This window comes from Grimontia marina (assembly GCF_900060185.1).
Taxonomy (GTDB): domain Bacteria; phylum Pseudomonadota; class Gammaproteobacteria; order Enterobacterales; family Vibrionaceae; genus Enterovibrio; species Enterovibrio marinus.
Genome location: NZ_FIZY01000020.1, coordinates 62,346 through 82,595 on the forward strand (window position 1 = coordinate 62,346; position 20,250 = coordinate 82,595).

Here is a 20,250-nt window from a genome sequence, read left to right on the forward strand (position 1 = left end):
ATTTTTATTCCTGCAAAAGTAATTATTGATAGCATCAAGTATTGAAAAATGGCATTTTTATGACCTAGGATGCTTTTCAATTAAATGGACCGTTGTATGACATGGAGGATCTGATGCAGTCATCAGCTTCGCAACAACAATCTGGCGGGAAGCCGAACAAGTCGTTTTTTTCCCGTTTTCTCGATACCGTCGAATTCCTCGGTAACCTTCTTCCTCACCCGGTAACCCTGTTTGCCATTCTGTGTGTGATCATTTTCTTTGCATCGGGTATCGCCGGCTATTTTGGCCTTTCCGTCGCTGACCCTCGTCCGGAAGGTGCAGCAGGCCGAGCTGCCGATGGCATGATTTACGTCAACAGCCTGCTAAATGCCGAAGGCGTGCAACTTATCGTTACCAACCTGGTGAAAAACTTCACCGGCTTTGCGCCACTGGGTACCGTGCTGGTTGCCATGATGGGTGTGGCGGTTGCTGAGCACTCAGGCCTGCTGTCTGCCACCATGCGTTCTATGGTGATGGGCGCCTCTCGCCGTATGGTCACACTGACCGTGGTATTCGCAGGTATCATCTCTAACACCGCTTCTGAGCTTGGCTATGTGGTACTGATCCCACTGGCAGCGATGATCTTCCACTCTTTGGGTCGTCACCCACTGGCGGGTCTGGCTGCAGCATTTGCGGGCGTATCCGGCGGCTATTCAGCGAACCTGCTACTGGGTACGGTTGACCCGCTGCTGTCAGGCATCACTGAAACCTCGGCACAGATGATTGACCCAACTTACACGGTTGGCCCTGAAGCAAACTGGTACTTCATGTTTGCCTCCACCTTCCTGATCACCATTCTGGGTGCCTTGGTGACTGAGAAAATCGTTGAGCCGAAACTGGGCAAATACGACCAATCGATGGCAGCGGAAGATTTCGAGGCCAAAGAAGCGGGCAAAGTGACTGCGATTGAGAAGCGCGGTATGCGTAATGCAGGTATCGCTGCACTGGCAGTATCAGCCGTGCTGGCGCTGACCATCGTGCCTGAGTGGGGCATCCTGCGTCACCCGGAAACCGGTGAAGTGGCAGGCTCTCCGTTCCTGAAAGGTATCGTGGCCTTCATCCTGGTGTTCTTTGCGATTCCTGGTTTTGTTTACGGTAAGACTGTCGGTACCATGAAGAACGACCGCGACGTGATTGATGCGATGGCGAAATCCATCAGCGCCATGGGTCTGTACATCGTACTGGTGTTCTTCGCGGCGCAATTCGTTGCTCTGTTCAAATGGACCAACTTTGGTCAGGTGATTGCAGTCGGTGGTGCAGACTTCCTGCAAAGCATCGGTCTGACAGGCCCAATGCTGTTCTTCGCCTTCATCATTATGTGCGGCATCATCAACCTGACTCTAGGTTCGGCGTCAGCACAATGGGCAGTTACCGCGCCAATCTTCGTCCCTATGCTGATGCTGGTTGGCTACGCGCCGGAGACTATTCAGGCGGCTTACCGTATCGGTGACTCAGTGACCAACCTTATCACCCCGATGATGAGTTACTTCGGCCTGATTCTGGCAGTTGCAGCAAGATATAAGCGTGACCTGGGTATCGGCACTTTGATTGCCACCATGCTGCCATACACACTGGTGTTCCTGGCGGGCTGGAGCGTGTTCTTCTACCTGTGGGTATTCGTGGCAGGCTTCCCAGTCGGTCCGGGCGCTGAGACCTATTTCAACTTCCAGCAGTAAGAGTGAAACTCTCCTCCCTAAACAGCCGGTCTTGACCGGCTGTTTTTCTTTTACGTTATGCGTGACGTTTCAGCCACTGATAGAATCCTTTAATAACCTGAGTGAAAACGCCATAAACTCGGGTCTGTTTGCCATTAAGTGATATGCTAATAAGAAAACAACGCCGGATTCCACATGCCAATTGAACACCCTTTTTTATTTTCCCGCGAGGATGCGCTAACCGAGACCATGGAAAAGGTGATTGCCCCGTTCTGGGCGAACCGTCAGCACGGTGAATTCGTCGGCCATGATGGCCTGCGTTTGAACTGGTGCGCCTTTACCAAGCCCGAGCACACCCGCGCGATTGTGGTGGTCAATGGGCGTATTGAAGGGGTGGCGAAATATCAGGAAATTTTTTTCGACCTCTTCAACCAAGGCTTTGATGTTTACAGCTATGACCACCGTGGTCAGGGCCACAGCCAGCGTCTGGTGGCAGGTTCAGATATCGGCCATGTGGTGGAGTTCGACCATTACGTTGACGACCTCGATACCTTTATCAATGAAGTCGTCACCACCAAGACCCACAGCCAGCGCATGATCCTCGCCCATTCCATGGGTGGTGCCATTTCTGTGCTTTATGCTGCGCGTAAACCCAATGCCATTGATGCGATTGCGCTCAGCGCACCCATGCTAGGCATTAACTTGTCACGCCCTTTGCAAATGGCTGCCAAGCCGCTGTGTAAAGTGCTGTCTAAGCTCCAGCACCCAGCAGGTTTCGCGCCGGGTCAGGTGCCGTATTGGGCAAAGCCTTTCAAGCACAACCTGCTGACGCAATCTGAAGCACGTTATCAGTGGTTCCGCGAACTGTATGAAAGTGACGATACACTAAAAGTCGGCGGCCCCAGCGCACAGTGGATTTGGCAAAGCCTGGATGCCTGCGAGCGCGCCGTGAAAACCGCCACTGACATCGATATGCCAATCCTGCTGATGCAGGCCGCGCGTGATGAGATTGTCTGCAATAGCGTGATGTTCCAATTCCATCGTGAGCGTCAGGCAGCCGGCCTGCCGATTCAGTTCGAAATTCTGGCCAATTCCCGCCATGAACTCTTGTTCGAGCGCGACGTGACCCGCGATAAATCACTGACATTGGCTCTGACATTTTTCGACTCGCTCAGTGAAGAAACCGAGCTAGAACAAACCGCATAAGCCTATCTAAATTTCCGGTCAGTTTTTTCCTAAAGCGGAAAAATTGGCCGGCATTTTGATCCCTTTTATTTCCCCTTTTTCTGGATACACTGGAGAGGTGTTTAAAAACATCTTCTCTCCTATTGAGGTATCCATGTACAAAATCGTTGCATCTGATCTCGACGGCACTCTACTTACTCCTGAGCACACCATCGCGCCTTTTACCCGCGAAGTGCTTCAGCGCCTTCATACAAAAGGGGAGCACTTTGTGTTCGCCACTGGCCGTCACCACATCGATGTGGCACACATCCGCAAAAGCGTTGGCATTCCAGCTTGCATGATCACCTCTAACGGTGCCCGCGTGCATGATGAAAATGGCAAGCTGATCTTCAGCCGTAATGTTGACCCTGCATTGGTTGCCCAACTTGTAGAAATGGTGAAAGGCGACGAAACCATCACCATCCACATTTACCGCGAAAATGACTGGCTGCTGAACCGCGTTGACGAAGACCTGGCGAAATACCACAAAGATTCCGGCTTCAGCTTCAAAGAGTTCGATGTGGAAAACCCACCGGTTGATGACGTGGCGAAAATCTTCTTTATCCGCCACGACCATGATTACCTGACGGGTTACGAGCAAAAATTCATCGAAACCTTCGGCGATAAAGTCAGCGTGGCCTTCTCAACCCCATTTTGTCTGGAAGTGATGGCAGCGGGTGTTTCTAAAGGTGAAGCACTGAAAGCGGTAGCGGAAATCAAAGGTTTCAGCCTGAACGAGTGCATCGCGTTTGGTGATGGCATGAATGACGTGGAAATGCTGAGTGCTGCGAAGAAAGGTCTCATCATGGAAACGGCGCACCCGCGCGTGAAAGCGACCTTGCCGGACAATGAAGTGATTGGCAGCAACGCCGAAGAAGCGGTCGCCCGTTATCTGGAAACCCATCTACTGGGCTAATCACATTGCCAAGTAGATAGCCAAACGGCAGCGCTCCCCCTCGCTGCCGTTTTCTTATTTAACGCTTAAACCCACCTTCCGACATCGCGATAATTTCATCCCACTGAGCGTCGGTCACTGGCATGATGCTAAGACGGCTGCCCTTCTTTACCAGCGGTAATTCTTCCAGCGCCGGATTCGCTTTGATGCGTGCCAAAGAGACATATTTCAGGTGCTGGCGGTATTCCACATCCACCATGATCCAACGGGGATTGTCCGGTGAGCTTTTCGGATCAAAATAGGCACTTTCCGGGTCGAACTGGAAATGATCGGGATAAGCTTCTTTCACCACTTCCGCTATACCCACCACACCCACATCCTTGCAAGAAGAGTGGTAAATAAACACTTTATCGCCAAGCTTCATCCCATCACGCATCATGTTTCGTGCCTGATAATTTCGCACACCTTCCCAGCAAGAGACCTTTTGTTGTTTTAAGGTGTCTATAGAAAAGGTATCGGGCTCGGTTTTCATCAGCCAATACGCCATAATTTCCCCGTTTCAGCTTTTGGTTTTTCCAAAGTTGTACCCCGTTGGGCTTTGAATGAGAAGAGGAATCTCCGTTGATTATCCAAAAACGCCGCCTTTCCCACGTGCTGGGTCTGCTCTCCGCTGCCGCCTTGCTTTCTGCCTGCAGCCAAACACCATCAGGCTCGGTTGAACTCGGCAACTCTGACGATTTAAACCCGCAGCAGGAGATTGCCAAAGTGGCAGGAATTCAACCCCAGCGCTTTATGCTGCATGGTGAAGTCACCCTCGGGCATGAAGTCCGCGCCATCACACCTTGTGGCAGCAACACTCAATACTGGCTGCAACTGCCGGACTTGCTAAATAAAGATGGTCAGGCGCTGACCATGGAGCCTTACCAAAGTGTGTATGGCGAAGTGATTGGCGAATTCGTGAAACCTGCGATGGATGGCTTTGCAGCAGACTACCCGGCGACGTTCAAGGTGACACAACTGAACCTGATGTCGGCAGAAATCGATGGCTGCAACCAAACGCGAAACCGCACCGTGGCGTCCGGCAATGAGCCATTCTGGTCAGTGTCTTTAGAAGGCAATACGCTCAACTACCAACAACTCGGTTTTGAAGCGGAGACATTCACCCTAACCGGCCGAGATATTCCTCCCGCAGCCCGAATCTATCAGGCCAATGGCGCGACCCTCACGCTTCGTCCAGAACTTTGCAACGACACCATGAGCGACAGCATTTATGGCTGGCGTTCAACCTTCACCAAAGGCAACAAAACCCTGACGGGCTGTGCGACGCTCTCGGCCGACGACCCGACGCTCGGCTGGGTCGGTGATTACCAGGGCATAACCAACCTAGGCGGACAGTCGCTCACCACCACCTTAGTGCTCAATCCCGACCACACGGCCACGACCCGCTATGAGCAGGCAGGCGAAGATGCCGTTGTGGAAACCGGTATCTGGCAACAGGTTAGCGATAGCAAGGTTCAGGTGATGATGACCCGCCATCAGGGACAATATCTGGTCAGTGAGCGCCTTTTCACCCGTAGCGGCTTTACACTGAAAGCCGAAAAGGAAATCATCAACGGCCGCGAATACAGCCTGGGACCGGAGGGACTCGCGCTCTCTTTGATGGTCGGCAACCAGCAGCCAGTCATTTCCGGTGGCGTTGAAGGCTCTGCCACCTTCAACGAGAAAGTTGATGCGGCTTTTAAGGCGTATTTAGGAGAAGAAGGTGTGAAGCAGGCGGCGGGCACCCGCTATCGCTGGCTGACACAAGATCTCAATGGTGACCTGCAGGATGAGCTGATCATATTCACCGACTGGTGCGGCACAGGCGGCTGTACCCTTTTGGTGTTTAACAATGACAGCAATGTCTGGCGCTTCAACAGCCGCATCACGCTGGTTCACCTACCGTTTCAAATGAGCCAATCCACCAGCAACGGCTGGCATGATCTCATCATGCCGGTTGGCGGAGGCGGTGCAAAAGCCTCTTCCCGCGTGCTGGAATTTAATGGCAAACGCTATCCGGGCAACCCTTCATTGGCGCCGGAAGTGCTGTTACCTGACAGCGCCGACCCTTACCTTTTCGCTGACGGTATTTATCCGCAGCAAGAAGGTGTTGAGCTGAAATAAATGGAAAAGGTATCCCGAATGGCAGAAAAGCCAACACCCTGCCCATCTTGCGGCTTTCACTACAACTGCCTGTGCAAGGCCGTGCCTAAGCTCGATAGCCAAGTGCGTATTGAGCTATTAATGCACGAAACAGAAACCGGGCGCGCCACCAATACCGGTCAGTTGCTGGAAAATGCGCTGCCGCATTGCAGACGCCACGTCTGGCAACGCAAAGCACCGCCATTGGAATTACTCACGCTGCTTGCCGACCCGGCTGCGCTGCCGTATCTGGTATTTCCCGGTGAAGGGGCTGTTGCGCTCGAAAAAGCAGTCAGCCGACCGACGTCCAAACCGGAAGCCAAGCCGATTCACTTCATCATTATCGATGCGACCTGGCAGCAGGCGCGCAAGATGCTGCGCCAAAGCCCATGGCTTGAAGATGTGCCTATGGTGACACTGCCTGAAGGGCTCAGTACCCGCTATGCCCTGCGCCGCAATCAGCCGGAAGGTTCCCTTTGTACCTGCGAAGTCGGCATGGTGCTGATAGAGGCTTTGGGCGAAACCGAAAATGCTGCGGCAGTTGGTGAATACTTTGATAAATTTATGCAATTCTTTGAAGCAGATAGAAAACGAAAGATACTGCAATTGCCTATTTAAAGCTTGGCAATGTGAATGAGCGCCTGCTGATCGGTTGGCGAACATTCATCAAATACTTTATGGGTACACTTTTCACATACCTCGGGATTCAATTTTTTAAAGCTAGAGGCAATGGCCTGGTTGGGGTATTCAAACATACTATCCACCATCTTTACGTCCAATTCGATTTCATTAGCCAGTGTAGAACGGGTCTTTCCTTTTAACGAGCACAGAGCCACTTCAATCCCCCTCGCGCTGAAATCATCGCAAAGCCGCTGTATCGCTAACGCCCCCTCTCGGTCAATAAAGCTGATCCCCTTACACACAACAATAATATGAGACGTCTGCGGCGCCCCCTGAATGGCGTCTTCCAATGTTTTGCGGATGTGATTGACTGAGCCAAAAAATATCGCCCCATCAATACGGCAAATCAACAACTGGGGACACTGAGCCAAGCCATAACTTCTGTAATTCAGCAACTTCCTCCGGCGGTGTCCGGGAGAGGGTGCCAGTATGACCACCCTTGGCTGACAGAATCTACGCAGGCTAAACAGCAGTGACACGGCAATACCGACATAGATTGCATACTCAAGCTTTAACAGCAAGGTCGAGATAAAAGTGGCCGAAAATACAGCTTTTTCCTCCCAACTTCCCGCGACGGCGTGTTGAATTTGCTTGAACTCCAGCAGGTTCCAGGCAATCAAAAGGATGGAGCCTGCCATTGCGGCTAAAGGCAGAAAAACAGTTACCGATGAGAAGAAGATCAATACCAGAATTAACAGCAAACCGGAAAATATCATTGCCAGTGGCGATGTTGCACCGGCGTCATAATTCGCCCCGGAACGCGTAAATGATCCTGAACCTGGGTAACAAGAAAAGAAACTACCGACCACATTGGATAAGCCTTGACCTACCAGCTCCTGCTCGCCATCTATTGCTTGGCCGGACCGCAACGCAATGGCCCGACTGATCGCCAGCGCCTCAAGAAACCCGAGAAGCGCAATGGAGATCACACTGGGGAACATTTCCTCAAGCAAAGACAAAGAAAATAGTGGCGTTGATAACGGTGGTAACCCCGCTGGAATTTCGCCCACCATCGGGATCTCCAGTTTCGCCCACCACGCGATGAAACTGGCCAATAAAAGGGCTATCAACAGATGAGGCAAACGCGGAAAAAAACGCTTTATCCCAAGTGCCGATAGCAGTGTAAACACACCAATCAAAGCTGAAGGCCAGTCCACCACATCTTTCAACAAAGCTAACCATGAACTGTCAGCAAGGTCGTCGCCTTGGACACCCAATAGATACTTGACCTGACTTGCCGCGATAAGAACGGCAGCACCCGCCGTAAATGCAACGATCACCGTATGGGAAACAAAATTAACGATAAAGCCGAACTTTAAACTGGCCATCGTAAGTTGAACAATACCGACCCAAAAGCTGAGCGTAATAACAAGAGCCACATAGTGCTCTGTTCCAACCTCAGCTTGCGGGCTGACAGCACTCATCACAACAATGGAAAGTGCGGCTGTTGGCCCTGATACCATATGAAAGGACGAGCCAAAAAGCCCGGCGACAATCGGAATAGCGATGGCCGAATACAATCCGTACTCTGGCGGTAGTCCTGCTATTAAGGCATAAGCGACGCCTTGTGGCAGGACAAGCACTGTACCGGTTAGCGCGGCCACAACATCTGCCCGAACGCTCGCCCTTGTCAGGGTTGAGCCCCAACGTAAAAAAGGAAACCAGGTAGTTAATGACAACGGATCACCTCATTGCGACGCATTACAACGGTCGTGAAACACAATAAACGGAGCGCACTTATCAAGGTCCGGTTCAATGCCCAAACCACTGGCAGAAGGTAAAACCATGGTGCCATTTTCAACCACAGGTTTCGACGTCAAAATGTCGTCTCTAAGTGGATTGGTGTTCACATCAACTTCGAGCATTCCCTCACCGCCCACCGCCGCTAAAAGATGAGCAGAAGCCATCAAGCCTATCCCTCCCCCGAGAAAATGAGGGCAATACATTAATCCTTCCTGGCGGACATGCCGAGCGACAGCAAGACAATATGTCAGTCCGCCCCATTTGCAGATATCCGGCTGGATAACCTGCAGCGCGCCCGTCGTAGCGGCCTCTCTGAACTGCTCCTCTCCAATCATGTTTTCACCGCCCGCCAGCGCATTGTGACTCAACTGACGGATTCGACGCCAAAGAGCCTTTGGTGCATTAACTGCGATGGGCTCTTCAATCCAATGCAGTGGACGCTGGTTGAGCAAAGGCAGGATGGCCATGACGCTATTCTCATCCCACCCCTGATTGGCATCCACCATCAACTTCTGATCGTCCCTGAGCTGACCTAACGCATTATCGATCGCCTCAATATCCTGCTTTTCACTCCGTCCAACCTTGACCTTAAAATGGTTGAAACCCTTGCCATTGGCCTGCTCAATCATCCAGTCGACATCTTTGCTGTTGATACCACTGGCATAAGCAGGTACAGCATTTGGTAATGACAACGCAGAGTCGTCCGCCAACATCGCAGATAGCGGCTGATTGGCCCTTCTCGCAATCAAATCCCAGAACGCAATATCTAATCCAGAAATTGACTGGGCTATCGGTCCTTGCTCGCCGGATTGTAACGCTAAGACCCGGGTCATTTCCGTCAGAGCGTCAAACATGGCTTTTGGCGATGAGAAAGACTTGCCAATGATTAACGGGGCAAATATTGTCGTCAGCAGTCGCGCACGGTGCTCAGCACCGCAGTCGGGAAAATTGCACCAGACCTCACCCCAACCTCCGTTTCCCTCCTCGTCCGTGAGGTGGACAAAGAGAGCCGGACGATTATCCATCCGGCCAAACGCGGTGATCACCGGATTTTCTATCGGAGCACGGCACACATACACAGACAATGAACGGAAAGTAACACCCTCTGCTGATAACACCGGATTTGAGATAGACATGACAACCACCTACTGGAATTTGTTATAGACAGCATGCTCTGTGGTGTAAAAATTGGCGGCAGATGCCCCAACAGAATACGCACCCACCCCAGAATCTTTGATGCCACCAAAAGGCATATGATCGTCAGGCACTGTTCCGTGATTAATGTGGAGCATGCCCGACTCACTTTCCATGATAAATCGTTGGACCAGGCGGTTATCATTGGAAAAAAGTGCTGATGTCAACCCATAGCTTACATTATTAAGAATCGTTAGGGCGTGTTCAAAGTCGTCATACTTCTGGAGCGTGATCACCGGGCCAAACACTTCACTCCCCGCAATATCCATGGTCTCGTCCACCTCCAATACCACCGGTGAAACAAAATACCCTTGCTCTTGCTGCGCCGGCGTTAACGCGGGCCCCTGCGCGACCACTCGCGCACCTTGCTTCTTGGCTTCTTCCACCATAGACAACACTTTATGCCTCTGATTGACCGTAGAAAGTGGACCCATTGTGGTTTCAGGTACAAAGCCATTACCTATCACGACCTTATTCAGTCGCACTTTCAACCCTTCAATCACAGGTGAATAAAGCGAAGGGGCAACCAATATCCGACTGATCGCTGTACAACGCTGACCTGAACAGGCATAAGCAGCACCTACGACCTGGTTAAGGCAGTCATCAAGATTGTCGGTATCATTAATTATCACCGCATTTTTGCCGCCTAATTCCAAAGAAACTTCCGTCAGGTTTTGGCTTGCCAACTGCATAATTCGCTTTCCAACGTCTACAGAGCCAGTGAAGGTCACGCCGGTGACTGCCTTATGGGTAATGAGCGCCTCCCCAATCCCCCGTCCTTCTCCATTCACAAGCTGCAGCAAACCGTCTGGGAAAATACCCACACCGGCATCGACCAATAAACAGGCAACTGCCGGCGTGACTTCGGCGGGCTTCAATATCATTGCATTACCAAAAACCAAGGCAGGAATGATTTTGCGCATCGGTGTCAGGATCGGAAAGTTCCATGGCGTGATTGCCGCAATTACCCCTCGCGGGCGGCGCATGATGGTATTGATGGTGGACGGTTTTTGCGCTGACATCGGCTGAGTCTGTACCTGATAGCTTTCCCTCAGCATTGCTCTGGCTTCATTGAGGGCTTTTGTCAGCTCTCCGTTAGATTCCGGATGGATTTTCCCTTGCTCAAGACTTGCCGCCTTTGTAAGGTTTTCGCGGTTTTCTTCCAGTCGCGTCAAGTACTGCTTCAATACAGACAAACGCTCGGTATGTGTCATTCGCCACCAGGTTTTTTGTGCTTTGACCGCAGCCTGGCATGCCGTGTTAAGTTGGCTCTCAGAACATTTGGAATAGGTTGCAATTTGACGGCTTGTGTCAGACGGATCATAGGTTGAAAACTCACCTGCCTCTCCCTGCTGCCAAACGCCATCAATTAGATTATCAAAGTGATACATGACGCCCCCTAAAGCGCTTTCTGGATACAAAGACGATTGTATTGGTAAAGCGCTGTCCAATCTTGTCGTCCAAAACCCTCTCGACTAGCAAGGGAGTAAACTTGTCGGGCAACCGCTCCAGTAAATGCCGGCACCCCAAGACTTGCTGACATCTCCAAAGCCAGACCGAGGTCTTTATTGGCCAAATCAACCATAAAGCCTGGCTCTGTATCACCCTTTAACACCTTACTAGGGTATGTTGTCGACATATGCCCTTGGCCTGCCACTGTGCCACGCATGACCTCCAATGACTGGCTTACATCCAGACCCGCGGCTTCTGCCATCACCAGTGCCTCGGCTGTCACCTGGTTGAGTACAATGGACATGTAGTTGTTAACCACTTTCATTCGTCCACCAGCACCGACATCGCCACAGTGATAAATGGTGTCGCCTAAAAAGTTCAAGACCGGAAGAGCCCGTTTGAAATTGTCTTCGCTTCCGCCAACCATGATCAGCAGCTTGCCCTCTATAGCATGCTGGGTTTGGCGGCCCACCGGTGCATCAATCATACTGATATTCTTTTCAGCCAATCGCGTCGCTATGCTGTCAGTCACTTGCGGCTGGATGGTACTCATATCGATATACAGTGCATCCGTTGAAATCGTGGTTACGATGCCATTTTCCCCAAACACGGCGCTTTCCACGTGTGGGCCGTTTGGCAACATGGTAATCACGACGTTTGCGTCTCGCGCCGCCTCTGCCGCACTTGACGCCCGTCCAGCGCCCAACGCAGTCAGCTTGCTGACTGCGTCATCGCTAAGATCAAACACCTTCACACTGAAGCCAGCCTTTACGAGGTTAGCTGCAATAGGTCCTCCCATCGCCCCCAAACCCACCATGCCTATGATTTGATTTTTCACTTTTCCACTCCTTGAGAATATTACTGCTTTAAAAAATGTTAGCGCTAACATAAAAATTTAGTCAAGAAATCTTGCGAGATTTTTAATCAAAAAAAGGAAGAATCTATATTAATAGTTATAAATCAATAGATTAAAAGGTTTCAGCCCGTGACATGACGAAATCAACGTGACGACTGTCGCTGAACAATGTCAAATGACAAATCAACGATATCGTCTTCCATGTCTTTCATACCGAGTAATTGGCGGGCGGCAATTCGGCCAATCTGAAACGTAGGCACCCTCACAGTCGTCAACTGGGGCGAACATTGACTGGCAATGTCCAAATCATCAAATCCAACAATCCCTATGTCTGCCGGTATGCTCAGACCCATACGCTGACACTCAAAGACCGCACCTGCAGCAAGGACATCATTGGCAAAAAAGATCACTTCAGGTCGGTTCTCTTCTCGCCAGAATGCCTGAAGCAGTGCAGCGCCATTGCTAAAACTAAAGTCAGACTCCTTTAACCAGCTCGCTTCAACACCCAACCCAGAGTCAGACATTGCATCAATAAAGCCTTGGCGGCGCGCTCTCGCCCTGTCATTGCCATGAACAGGTGCACTGACGAACCCGATTTTTTGGTAATTCCGCCCCACGAGATGCTTTACCATCTGGTAGCAAGCGTCATAGTTTGAGAACCCTACCCTTTTACCAAAATTGGGCGGAAGACTGTTCCATGTTTCCGTCACCGTAATGTCCGAATGATGAATTAAATCAATTGTCTCTTTCAGGTGAGTAAATCCCGTCAGAACAATACCTACCGGTTGCTTTGAAATAAACTCCTTCACCAGAGTAAATTCCCTTTCTGCTGAATAATCGCTATTCCCCAACAAGAGCTGGTAACCATGCAGTTCCAACTCAGACGCCAACCCTTCTACCATATCGGCAAAAATTGAGTTTTGCAGCGTTGGCACAACAACAGCAACAATGCGGGACGTATTGGATGCCAAATTTTTTGCTGAATAGTTAGGCACATAACCGGTTTCATTGATCACTTGCCATACTTTTTCCCTTGTTTTTTCAGACACTTTTTCCGGGCTACTAAGTACTCTTGATACCGTCATAGCTGAGACTCCAGCCAGCTCGGCAACCACTTCAATACGTACACGGCCTCTACGCCTTACTCCAGAAACCTGTTTTGCTTGCTTGTATTTCATCAAACCAATCCTGCTTTTTTCAAACCTATCAAAAGCCAGCATCTCCAAGCTTGTTCGCTAACTCTAATACTATTTTTCAAACAAAACACAAATTCAATTTGACACAATTCAAATGTTAGCGCTAACATAATAAATGTTAACGACGTGTTACAATAAAAGGTAATATCCATCCGCGGCGTTTCCTTTGTCTGATACGTGCGCTCGTTTACATCATTAAAGTGGACGCGCGCTGTGAGATGGGATCGGTACTCTGAAAAAGTAGAGGAAGAACAAATCATGAAAATGAGGTTTAAAAAGTTATTTGCTCTGAGCCTGATGTACTTAAGTTCCAGTGCCATCAGTGCTGAGCCTAACCCATACGATTGGCGTTCAGTACCTAAATCCGGCGACCAGATTGTAATGAAACTGGGCCATTCGGTGAACATGGAATGGAGTTCTCAAACGGTCGCCTTAAAGCGCTTTGCAGAACTCGTGTCTGTTTACAGCAACAATCAAATCCGCGCAGAAATCTATCCCGGTGCACAACTTGGTGGAGAACGCGAAATGGTGCAACAAGCCCGGCAGGGTGTACTTCAGGGCACAATCCCAGCGGTGAATAACCTTGCCGCACTGGCACCGTCTCTCAACGTGTTGGTCTTGCCTTACCTTTCAACCAGCACAGATGAATCAAATTACCTGCTCGACAACATCACGCCGACGCTTAATCCAAGAGTGATTAAAGAAGCTGGGGTGCGGATTGTTGGTTGGGAAAACACGGGATGGCGCGCTTTTTTTTACAAATCCGACAGCCCGATCACCAAGCCAGAAGATCTGGCAAAGCTGAAAATGCGCGTTCCACCTAATCCCATCATGCTCGGAACTTATAAGGCGTGGGGAGGCAACCCTACCCCTATCGCATGGAAAGAGCTTTACAGTGCACTGCAACAAGGTGTCGTAGAGGGAGGAGATAATCCGGTGACGGATGTGATTGGTATGAAATTCCACGAAGTGATCAATCACATGACACGGTTCCATTACACCATACTTACTCACCCCATCGTTGTTTCTGAGCGGTGGTTTCAAAAGTTAAGCCCCCAACATCAAGAAGCGGTGCTCAGAGCCGGCAAAGAAACCACTGACTATGTGCGCTGGTGGCAACCCTTGGATGAGGCGAATTGGTGGAAACAAGCCGAAGATGCAGGCGTCACCATTACGACCATTGAGAATGAAGCTGAATGGATGGAAAAAGCACGTGCAACCTGGCCACAACACTACGAGAAAATTGGCCCTGATGGCGAAGAGCTGGCGGGAACAGCGCTTAGCATCCTCGCGTCCTACCCTAACAAATAGTCGAGTGTTTTGATTGCCCGCCAAACTGGCGGGCACTGGAGGTATTCCTTGCTAAAGCATCTAAAAAAAGCACAAGAAATGGTTTGTCACCTACTTATCACGATCATGGTACTGAGTCTGTTTCTGCAAATTATCGCCCGCGAATTCAATCTTGAGGCGGACTGGACTGAAGAAATATCCCGATTTGCTTTTATTTCTCTCGTCTTTATTGCAGCAAGCTATACCAGTTTGAATCAACAACACCTCCGGATCAGCATTGTTTCAGACATATTGATGCGTCGCCTTGGCCAGCAGTTCGTGTTCCGCGTCCAAAGTTTTGTTTCCCTCACCTTTGATGTGTTAATGGTTGTCTTTTGCTACGAAAATTTTCTGGAAGGCCTGGACTATCCGAACACGTCGCCGGCGCTCGGCTTTAATCTGGGATTGCTATTTCTGGCCCCTACGGTGGGTTTTCTCTTGTCAGCGATAGTCCATTTGATGGAAGTCAGCGGTACGTCGCCCTATCAAGAAGCGGAGGAGTTATGAACGATATCCAGTTAACCTTGCTCATCGTTTTCCCTTTATTACTCCTTCTTGGCCTACCTATTTACCTTTCTTTGGGTATGACTGGCTTTGCGGTTGTGTACCTGATGGATTACCCGTTTACCTTTGCGACCCAAAGTATTTTAAACGGCGTGGACAACTTCCCACTTCTGGCGATCCCTGCCTTTATTCTGGCTGGAAATATTATGGAAAAAGGGGGGATCACAAAAGACATCATTTCCATTTTCCGTCATGCCTTCGGGCATATTCACGGCAGTTTGGGTATTGTGACCATCTTCTCCTGTATGTTTTTTGCGGCCATTTCCGGCTCTGGTCCTGGCACCGTTGCGGCAATAGGCGCGATTATGATCCCCTCGATGATAAAACATGGCTATCCTGCTCCCTATGCCGCGTCTGTCTCGGCGACGGGTGGCACACTCGGTGTCATGATCCCGCCAAGTAACCCCATGATTATTTATGCGATCATTGCCAATATATCCATTGCTGACTTTTTTGCTGCTGGCTTACTACCCGGCATTTTTACTGGAATTGTCCTGGCGCTTACCGCGTCTTGGATGGCCAAGCGAAGTGGTGCCATAGTCATCACGCCCAAGGAGGAACAGAAGAAGGAGTCAGGGTCAATCTGGACAAAAGTCTGGCAGGGTAAATTTGCTCTTTTCTTGCCAGTGCTTATCCTTGGTGGCATCTATTCAGGATTCTTTACGCCTGTAGAAGCCTCAATTGTTGCTGTGGTCTATGCGTTTGTGGTTGCGAAGTGGGTTTACGGTGAGCTGGACTTGCCAAAACTAGAAGCAGCAATGATTCAGACCCATATGATAACGGGTGCCTTGATGATTGTTGTGGCCTGCTCGACGCTGTTTGCTAAAAACATTACGTTCCAAAATATTCCACAACAATTAGCAGAGTCAGTATCAAGCATTTCCAGTAATCCACTCGTTATTTTGCTAATGATCAACATAGTGCTATTGATTGTCGGTACCTTCATGGAGACCATCTCCGCCATTATCATACTGGCCCCAATCTTGGTCCCGTTAGTGACCTCTTTCGGCATTGATCCCATCCACTTCGGCATTATTTTGATTGTAAATATTGAAATCGCGTTTTTAACACCGCCACTGGGTGTCAACCTTTTCGTTGCCAGTAAACTGGCCAATATTCCGATTGAAAAAATGTTTCGCTCGACAGTCCCCTTTGTGTTGATGCTCATTTTTGTTCTTGCTGTGATCACCCTGGTTCCGGCCATTAGCCTGACGCTGCCACAGTTACTGCGAAGCGGATTTTAGGCACCTAGGTTCGTCACGCAAGCCGTGATAACAAGACTTGCACAGAGTCTGGTCAGACCTTAATGTTAAGGAAGTTATTTGATATTAAGGATGCTCTGATGACTGTGGTTTCGATGACAACTGGTATCCCTTCTGAGCAGCAGATCAGCGAACTGGAATCGCAATTTGCCAAACTGGTCGCCAAGACTACCCAAGATCCCTACCCTGCCTATGCCGAGCGCATCCGGGATCTGAAGCATATTCAAAAGGCATTAAAAAAGCATGCTGACACCATCGTCGATGCCCTGTCTCAGGATTACGGGCATCGCAGTCCTACCGATTCTCTGATGGCTGACATCCTACCTTGCTTTCAGATGCTGCATTACACCAAACGCAAACTGAAACGTTGGATGAAACCATCGCGCCGTTCTACCGGATTACTGCTAACCCCTGCCAAAGTCGAAGTGCATTATCAGCCGCTTGGCGTGGTCGGCATTATCGTTCCTTGGAACTTTCCCATCACCCTGAGCCTTATTCCTCTGATGACTGCAATTGCGGCAGGAAACCGCGTGATGCTCAAAATTAGTGAATTCACGCCGCTGACCGCACAGGCAGTCAAAGCGCTTCTGGCCGAAGTGTTTGATGAAGACAAAGTCTGTGTCGTCAAAGGCGATGTCTCAGTCGCTGAAGCCTTTACCCGACTGCCGTTTGATCACCTGATGTTCACAGGCTCTGCCGAAGTCGGCAAGAAAGTGATGAGAGCGGCTTCGGAAAACCTAACGCCCGTAACGCTGGAGCTTGGCGGCAAATCACCCGTGATTGTTGGGCCAGATATTGATCCGTTTCTCGCAGCCGAGCGTCTGCTGTTTGGTAAAAACCTCAATGCAGGGCAGATCTGCGTGGCACCGGATCACGTGTTTGTACGGCAAGATAATCTGGAAGAGTTTGTCGAAGCGCTACGAGTGAAATGGAACGAAGCCTATCCAAAAGGCATTCAAAGTGATGATCGCACCGCTATCGTCACTAACCGCCAGTTCTCACGTTTAACAGATTTGATGGAAGATGCCGACGAGCGGGGCATTACCACTATCCCATTGGCCGACCCAGCTATATTACCAGAATCACGTAAAATGGCGCTTCATCTTGTAATCAACCCGTCACAGGATAGCGCCATCATGCAGCAAGAGATATTCGGTCCACTACTGCCAATCATCACCTACAAGAATGTGCATGATGTGCTTAATACACTTCGCCATCAGCCTCGTCCATTAGCCCTGTACTTGATGACTTTCGATTCGGACTTCATCCAACACACCATCCGTTACACTCATTCTGGCTCCATCGCAGTGAATGACACCATCATGCAAGTTGCTGTGGATGACACCCCATTTGGTGGTGTTGGTGCATCTGGTATGGGGCATTATCATGGTATCGAAGGCTTCCGCACCTTCAGCCACGCAAAAACCGTATTCCAGCGTGGCAAACTTAATCCTGGCAAACTGCTGGCACCACCCTATGGTAAATGGTGGCAAAAGATAATGTTGAAGCTATTTTTGCGTTAGATAAACACAACGAATGCGCCATTGGCGCCTTTAGTTATTTTACGCCGTGTCCGACAGCTTCGGTCCATATCTGGTACCATTGCTCCCTGCTTAGAGAGACCTTACTGGCCTCTACCAAAGGGCGAATATTATCTATTTTTCCAGAGCCAGTAATGATTCTTGGCTGGCTAGGTATCGACAATACCCAAGCATAGATAAGCTCAGCCAGCGAGGAGACACCAACGTCTTCCATCACCTCTGTCAGCCCTTCGGATAACCGCTTAGTGACCTCATTATTTGGCTCAAATAATCTGCCTCCCCCTAAGCAAGACCAGATCATTGGGCGGATACGCTTTTGGGAGCATTGATCAAAAAGGCCGCTATCCAGCGCTTCTGTGTGAAAAGGAGAAAACTCAAACTGATTGGTGCATAACGTAACATCCAGTGCATCTTGCAATAGAGAGAACTGAGACACGCTAAAGTTGGACACACCGAATTGGCGGACTTTCCCCTGCCGCTTGAGTGTATTGAATGCATGATTCACTTCCTCTACATCCATGAGGTAGTCTGGACGGTGCAAAAGCAAGGTGTCGACATAATCCGTTTTAAGCGCTTTCAACGAATGATCGACAGACGACAGAATAGTTTCTTTAGAAGAGTCGTAATGGCTGACGCTGCGGGCATCAAGAGCACCGTTGCCTAAACCTCGAATGCCGCACTTGGTAATGATGTTAACCCGGCTTCGTAATGACGGTGAGAGCGCTAACGCTTCACCAAAGCTTTCTTCACTGCGATAAACATAAGCATGATCAAAATCGGTCACACCAATATCAATGAGCTCGCAGATAAAACGGTTCAACGCTTGGTCGGAAAGCCCCCAAACACTCGTGCGCCAAAAGCCAGCAATTATCGATTTATCACCATTCTCTGCCTGCATCATTGTGATCCTTTTCGACTTTAAAGTGGCAAGGATAAAGGCTTTTAGCAAAGGAAGAATAGTTACCCAATTGCAGGTGCGATACACCACCCAAATTTAACCAGCGCGTCTGAAATCGTCGGCTCCATGTCTTCATGGTTTGGCTCAGAGGTATAAAAAGCGCCGTCGGCGCCTTTTCATCATGTGTCGGAACAATAAAGAGGCTACTCCGTTAGCCCAAGGAAACAAACTTTATTGTTCCTAAACAACATCATGTGTCGGAACAATAAAGTTTGTACACTAACGCCATTTTGGAATAATAAAGTTTGTACACTAAAAGCATAAAGCTCAAACTTACCCAAAACGCGGACAATTGATGAACATACGCTCGATAGCCGAGGACAGGCTTTTTTCATACTGTCAAAGGCTCACTGTCTCTCCGATAAAACTGAACCCTAAGCATCATCTGGGCTGAAAAGCGGGCTTTGGTACTGAGGCCCAGCACCAATGAACTCATCACCCGTACGAGTCTCTCTTAATCCAACCTCATGTCGTTTGAGCTTATCGCCGTTCTCCGTTTCAACATGGACATTAATTGGACTCCAAGCATCCATCCCCAGCCTAGCAATCGGTCTACCTTGCATCGCAATTCTAGCCAGCGAATATGAGTTATCTAGCAAGTACTCAAAATCCAATTCAGATGGGCAAACTGAAAAAGTCGTTATCGTCGTTTGTTTCATTGAACAAAACTCAAATGAGCAGGTTCTGCATTCAGCACCTTTCTTCTTCGAGTAAATTTCCCGAAGCACACCTTGCTTCCTAAATAGCTGTTCCTAATAGTAGATCTCAAAGATAAGAGAAACTCAGTCCGCTTTGTGCGATCTGATCAATCGCCAAACCGAAACATACCGACAAAAGGACTGAGTGATGGCCATCATAGCACCGATACCTCGTGGCGAACGTCGTAGGATGAAAAAAGCGATACAGACTACCAAGGACAAGGATTATGCCCGCAGACTTATTGCTCTCATGCAACTCCACGAAGGCAAAACGATTGTCGATGTCTGCCGTATTATCAGTGCAGCCCGCTCCTCAGTGGGTAGGTGGATTGACTGGTTTACTCAAGGTGGTATGGATGCCCTGCACGCTTTGCCTGTTGGCAGACCGCCAACGCTTCCCGTTAGCGAAATGTGTGCGATGCTGACTATTCTGGTTCAGTTTTCCCCGCAGGATTTCGGTTATCAGCGAAGCCGCTGGAGTACAGAGCTTTTAACGATGCAGCTCAATGATGTATTCCAAAGTACAGTGGCGGCTTCTACGGTCAGGCGTTGGTTACCGAAAATCGGGATCGTCTGGCGTAGGGCGGCACCTACCCTCAATATTCGAGACCCTGACAAGGAAGAAAAGCTCGCTCAGATAAGTGAGGCGCTGGACAAATGCAGTGTTGACCATCCGGTGTTTTATGAAGACGAAGTTGATATCGACCTTAACCCCAAAATTGGGGCTGACTGGACGGTAAAAGGCCAGCAGAAAAAAGTGGTCACACCGGGACAGAACTGCA

General features: G+C 49.7%; 18 protein-coding genes. 10 read left to right on the forward strand and 8 right to left on the reverse strand.

Translation table 11 applies throughout. From position 1 onward, the window contains the following. The first annotated feature begins 113 nt into the window (after window positions 1-113). The 3 genes from GMA8713_RS12035 (at window position 114) to GMA8713_RS12045 (ending at window position 3,834) form a co-directional block, all read left to right on the forward strand. Window positions 114-1,715: an AbgT family transporter gene (locus tag GMA8713_RS12035; RefSeq protein ID WP_046303400.1), complete on the forward strand. Its 1,602-nt coding sequence runs from the start codon at window positions 114-116 to the stop codon at window positions 1,713-1,715. 174 nt (window positions 1,716-1,889) lie between these two features. Further along, window positions 1,890-2,900 carry an alpha/beta fold hydrolase gene (locus GMA8713_RS12040; RefSeq protein ID WP_062709842.1) on the forward strand — a complete coding sequence of 337 codons (1,011 nt, stop codon included), beginning with the start codon at window positions 1,890-1,892 and terminating at the stop codon, window positions 2,898-2,900. Window positions 2,901-3,033: 133 nt separating this feature from the next. Next, a complete protein-coding gene (locus GMA8713_RS12045; protein WP_062709845.1) occupies window positions 3,034-3,834 on the forward strand; it encodes a Cof-type HAD-IIB family hydrolase in 801 nt (266 codons plus the stop codon). Window positions 3,835-3,892: 58 nt separating this feature from the next. Here GMA8713_RS12045 and GMA8713_RS12050 read toward each other — a convergent pair whose 3' ends face one another. After that, window positions 3,893-4,360: an EVE domain-containing protein gene (locus GMA8713_RS12050; protein WP_062709848.1), complete on the reverse strand. Its 468-nt coding sequence runs from the start codon at window positions 4,358-4,360 to the stop codon at window positions 3,893-3,895. Window positions 4,361-4,434: 74 nt separating this feature from the next. Here GMA8713_RS12050 and GMA8713_RS12055 point away from each other — a divergent pair, with 74 nt between their 5' ends. Both GMA8713_RS12055 and GMA8713_RS12060 read left to right on the forward strand, forming a co-directional pair. Then, complete coding sequence (locus tag GMA8713_RS12055; RefSeq protein WP_062709850.1) at window positions 4,435-5,976, forward strand: COG3650 family protein; 1,542 nt, start codon at window positions 4,435-4,437, stop codon at window positions 5,974-5,976. Then, entirely contained in the window at window positions 5,977-6,612 is a 636-nt protein-coding gene (locus GMA8713_RS12060; RefSeq protein ID WP_232314427.1) for a tRNA-uridine aminocarboxypropyltransferase, read from the forward strand. Here the strand turns inward: GMA8713_RS12060 and GMA8713_RS12065 are convergent. The 5 genes from GMA8713_RS12065 to GMA8713_RS12085 all read right to left on the reverse strand — a co-directional run bounded on the left by GMA8713_RS12065 (window position 6,609) and on the right by GMA8713_RS12085 (window position 13,098). Next, window positions 6,609-8,354 (reverse strand): SulP family inorganic anion transporter, encoded by a 1,746-nt coding sequence (locus GMA8713_RS12065; protein ID WP_062709853.1) that lies wholly within the window; start codon window positions 8,352-8,354, stop codon window positions 6,609-6,611. The two genes, GMA8713_RS12060 and GMA8713_RS12065, sit on opposite strands and share 4 nt — an antisense overlap. A 9-nt stretch (window positions 8,355-8,363) precedes the next feature. Beyond that, complete coding sequence (locus tag GMA8713_RS12070) at window positions 8,364-9,554, reverse strand: mandelate racemase/muconate lactonizing enzyme family protein (protein ID WP_084387720.1); 1,191 nt, start codon at window positions 9,552-9,554, stop codon at window positions 8,364-8,366. 9 nt (window positions 9,555-9,563) lie between these two features. Next, window positions 9,564-11,003, reverse strand: coding sequence for an aldehyde dehydrogenase family protein (locus tag GMA8713_RS12075; protein WP_062709859.1), 1,440 nt, complete (start codon window positions 11,001-11,003; stop codon window positions 9,564-9,566). Between the two features lie 8 nt (window positions 11,004-11,011). Continuing rightward, window positions 11,012-11,902 (reverse strand): sulfolactaldehyde 3-reductase, encoded by an 891-nt coding sequence (gene yihU, locus GMA8713_RS12080; RefSeq protein ID WP_198159492.1) that lies wholly within the window; start codon window positions 11,900-11,902, stop codon window positions 11,012-11,014. Window positions 11,903-12,063: 161 nt separating this feature from the next. Then, window positions 12,064-13,098: a LacI family DNA-binding transcriptional regulator gene (locus tag GMA8713_RS12085; RefSeq protein WP_198159493.1), complete on the reverse strand. Its 1,035-nt coding sequence runs from the start codon at window positions 13,096-13,098 to the stop codon at window positions 12,064-12,066. Window positions 13,099-13,374: 276 nt separating this feature from the next. Here GMA8713_RS12085 and GMA8713_RS12090 point away from each other — a divergent pair, with 276 nt between their 5' ends. The 4 genes from GMA8713_RS12090 (at window position 13,375) to GMA8713_RS12105 (ending at window position 17,794) form a co-directional block, all read left to right on the forward strand. Further along, on the forward strand, window positions 13,375-14,427 hold the full coding sequence (locus tag GMA8713_RS12090) for a TRAP transporter substrate-binding protein (RefSeq protein ID WP_198159494.1): 1,053 nt from the start codon (window positions 13,375-13,377) through the stop codon (window positions 14,425-14,427). 9 nt (window positions 14,428-14,436) lie between these two features. Next, window positions 14,437-14,952, forward strand: a complete 516-nt coding sequence (locus GMA8713_RS12095) for a TRAP transporter small permease (protein WP_157515592.1) — start codon at window positions 14,437-14,439, stop codon at window positions 14,950-14,952. Beyond that, the gene (locus GMA8713_RS12100; protein ID WP_062709878.1) at window positions 14,949-16,253 is read left to right on the forward strand and encodes a TRAP transporter large permease; all 1,305 of its coding nucleotides are present in this window, start codon (window positions 14,949-14,951) and stop codon (window positions 16,251-16,253) included. The genes GMA8713_RS12095 and GMA8713_RS12100 overlap by 4 nt, the downstream gene beginning before the upstream one ends. Window positions 16,254-16,351: 98 nt before the next feature. After that, complete coding sequence (locus GMA8713_RS12105) at window positions 16,352-17,794, forward strand: coniferyl aldehyde dehydrogenase (RefSeq protein ID WP_062709881.1); 1,443 nt, start codon at window positions 16,352-16,354, stop codon at window positions 17,792-17,794. Window positions 17,795-17,828: 34 nt separating this feature from the next. Here the strand turns inward: GMA8713_RS12105 and GMA8713_RS12110 are convergent, their stop codons facing one another. Together GMA8713_RS12110 and GMA8713_RS12115 are read right to left on the reverse strand one after the other, a co-directional pair. Beyond that, window positions 17,829-18,713, reverse strand: a complete 885-nt coding sequence (locus GMA8713_RS12110) for an aldo/keto reductase (protein ID WP_157515594.1) — start codon at window positions 18,711-18,713, stop codon at window positions 17,829-17,831. Window positions 18,714-19,144: 431 nt separating this feature from the next. Beyond that, window positions 19,145-19,429: a hypothetical protein gene (locus GMA8713_RS12115; protein ID WP_157515596.1), complete on the reverse strand. Its 285-nt coding sequence runs from the start codon at window positions 19,427-19,429 to the stop codon at window positions 19,145-19,147. Window positions 19,430-19,616: 187 nt separating this feature from the next. Between GMA8713_RS12115 and GMA8713_RS12120 the strand changes: the two genes are divergently transcribed. Further along, window positions 19,617-20,250, forward strand: a 634-nt coding sequence (locus GMA8713_RS12120; protein WP_157515568.1) for an IS630 family transposase, incomplete at its 3' end; no start/stop codon positions are given.

What these genes read in the sequence shown, in the direction of transcription:
- GMA8713_RS12035 (WP_046303400.1), top strand. Translation starts at nt 114, where the DNA reads ATGCAGTCATCAGCTTCGCAACAACAATCTGGCGGGAAGCCGAACAAG.
- GMA8713_RS12040 (WP_062709842.1), top strand. Translation starts at nt 1,890, where the DNA reads ATGCCAATTGAACACCCTTTTTTATTTTCCCGCGAGGATGCGCTAACC.
- GMA8713_RS12045 (WP_062709845.1), top strand. Translation starts at nt 3,034, where the DNA reads ATGTACAAAATCGTTGCATCTGATCTCGACGGCACTCTACTTACTCCT.
- GMA8713_RS12050 (WP_062709848.1), bottom strand. Translation starts at nt 4,360, where the DNA reads ATGGCGTATTGGCTGATGAAAACCGAGCCCGATACCTTTTCTATAGAC.
- GMA8713_RS12060 (WP_232314427.1), top strand. Translation starts at nt 5,977, where the DNA reads ATGGAAAAGGTATCCCGAATGGCAGAAAAGCCAACACCCTGCCCATCT.
- GMA8713_RS12070 (WP_084387720.1), bottom strand. Translation starts at nt 9,554, where the DNA reads ATGTCTATCTCAAATCCGGTGTTATCAGCAGAGGGTGTTACTTTCCGT.
- GMA8713_RS12075 (WP_062709859.1), bottom strand. Translation starts at nt 11,003, where the DNA reads ATGTATCACTTTGATAATCTAATTGATGGCGTTTGGCAGCAGGGAGAG.
- GMA8713_RS12085 (WP_198159493.1), bottom strand. Translation starts at nt 13,098, where the DNA reads ATGAAATACAAGCAAGCAAAACAGGTTTCTGGAGTAAGGCGTAGAGGC.
- GMA8713_RS12090 (WP_198159494.1), top strand. Translation starts at nt 13,375, where the DNA reads ATGAAAATGAGGTTTAAAAAGTTATTTGCTCTGAGCCTGATGTACTTA.
- GMA8713_RS12100 (WP_062709878.1), top strand. Translation starts at nt 14,949, where the DNA reads ATGAACGATATCCAGTTAACCTTGCTCATCGTTTTCCCTTTATTACTC.
- GMA8713_RS12105 (WP_062709881.1), top strand. Translation starts at nt 16,352, where the DNA reads ATGACTGTGGTTTCGATGACAACTGGTATCCCTTCTGAGCAGCAGATC.
- GMA8713_RS12110 (WP_157515594.1), bottom strand. Translation starts at nt 18,713, where the DNA reads ATGATGCAGGCAGAGAATGGTGATAAATCGATAATTGCTGGCTTTTGG.
- GMA8713_RS12115 (WP_157515596.1), bottom strand. Translation starts at nt 19,429, where the DNA reads ATGAAACAAACGACGATAACGACTTTTTCAGTTTGCCCATCTGAATTG.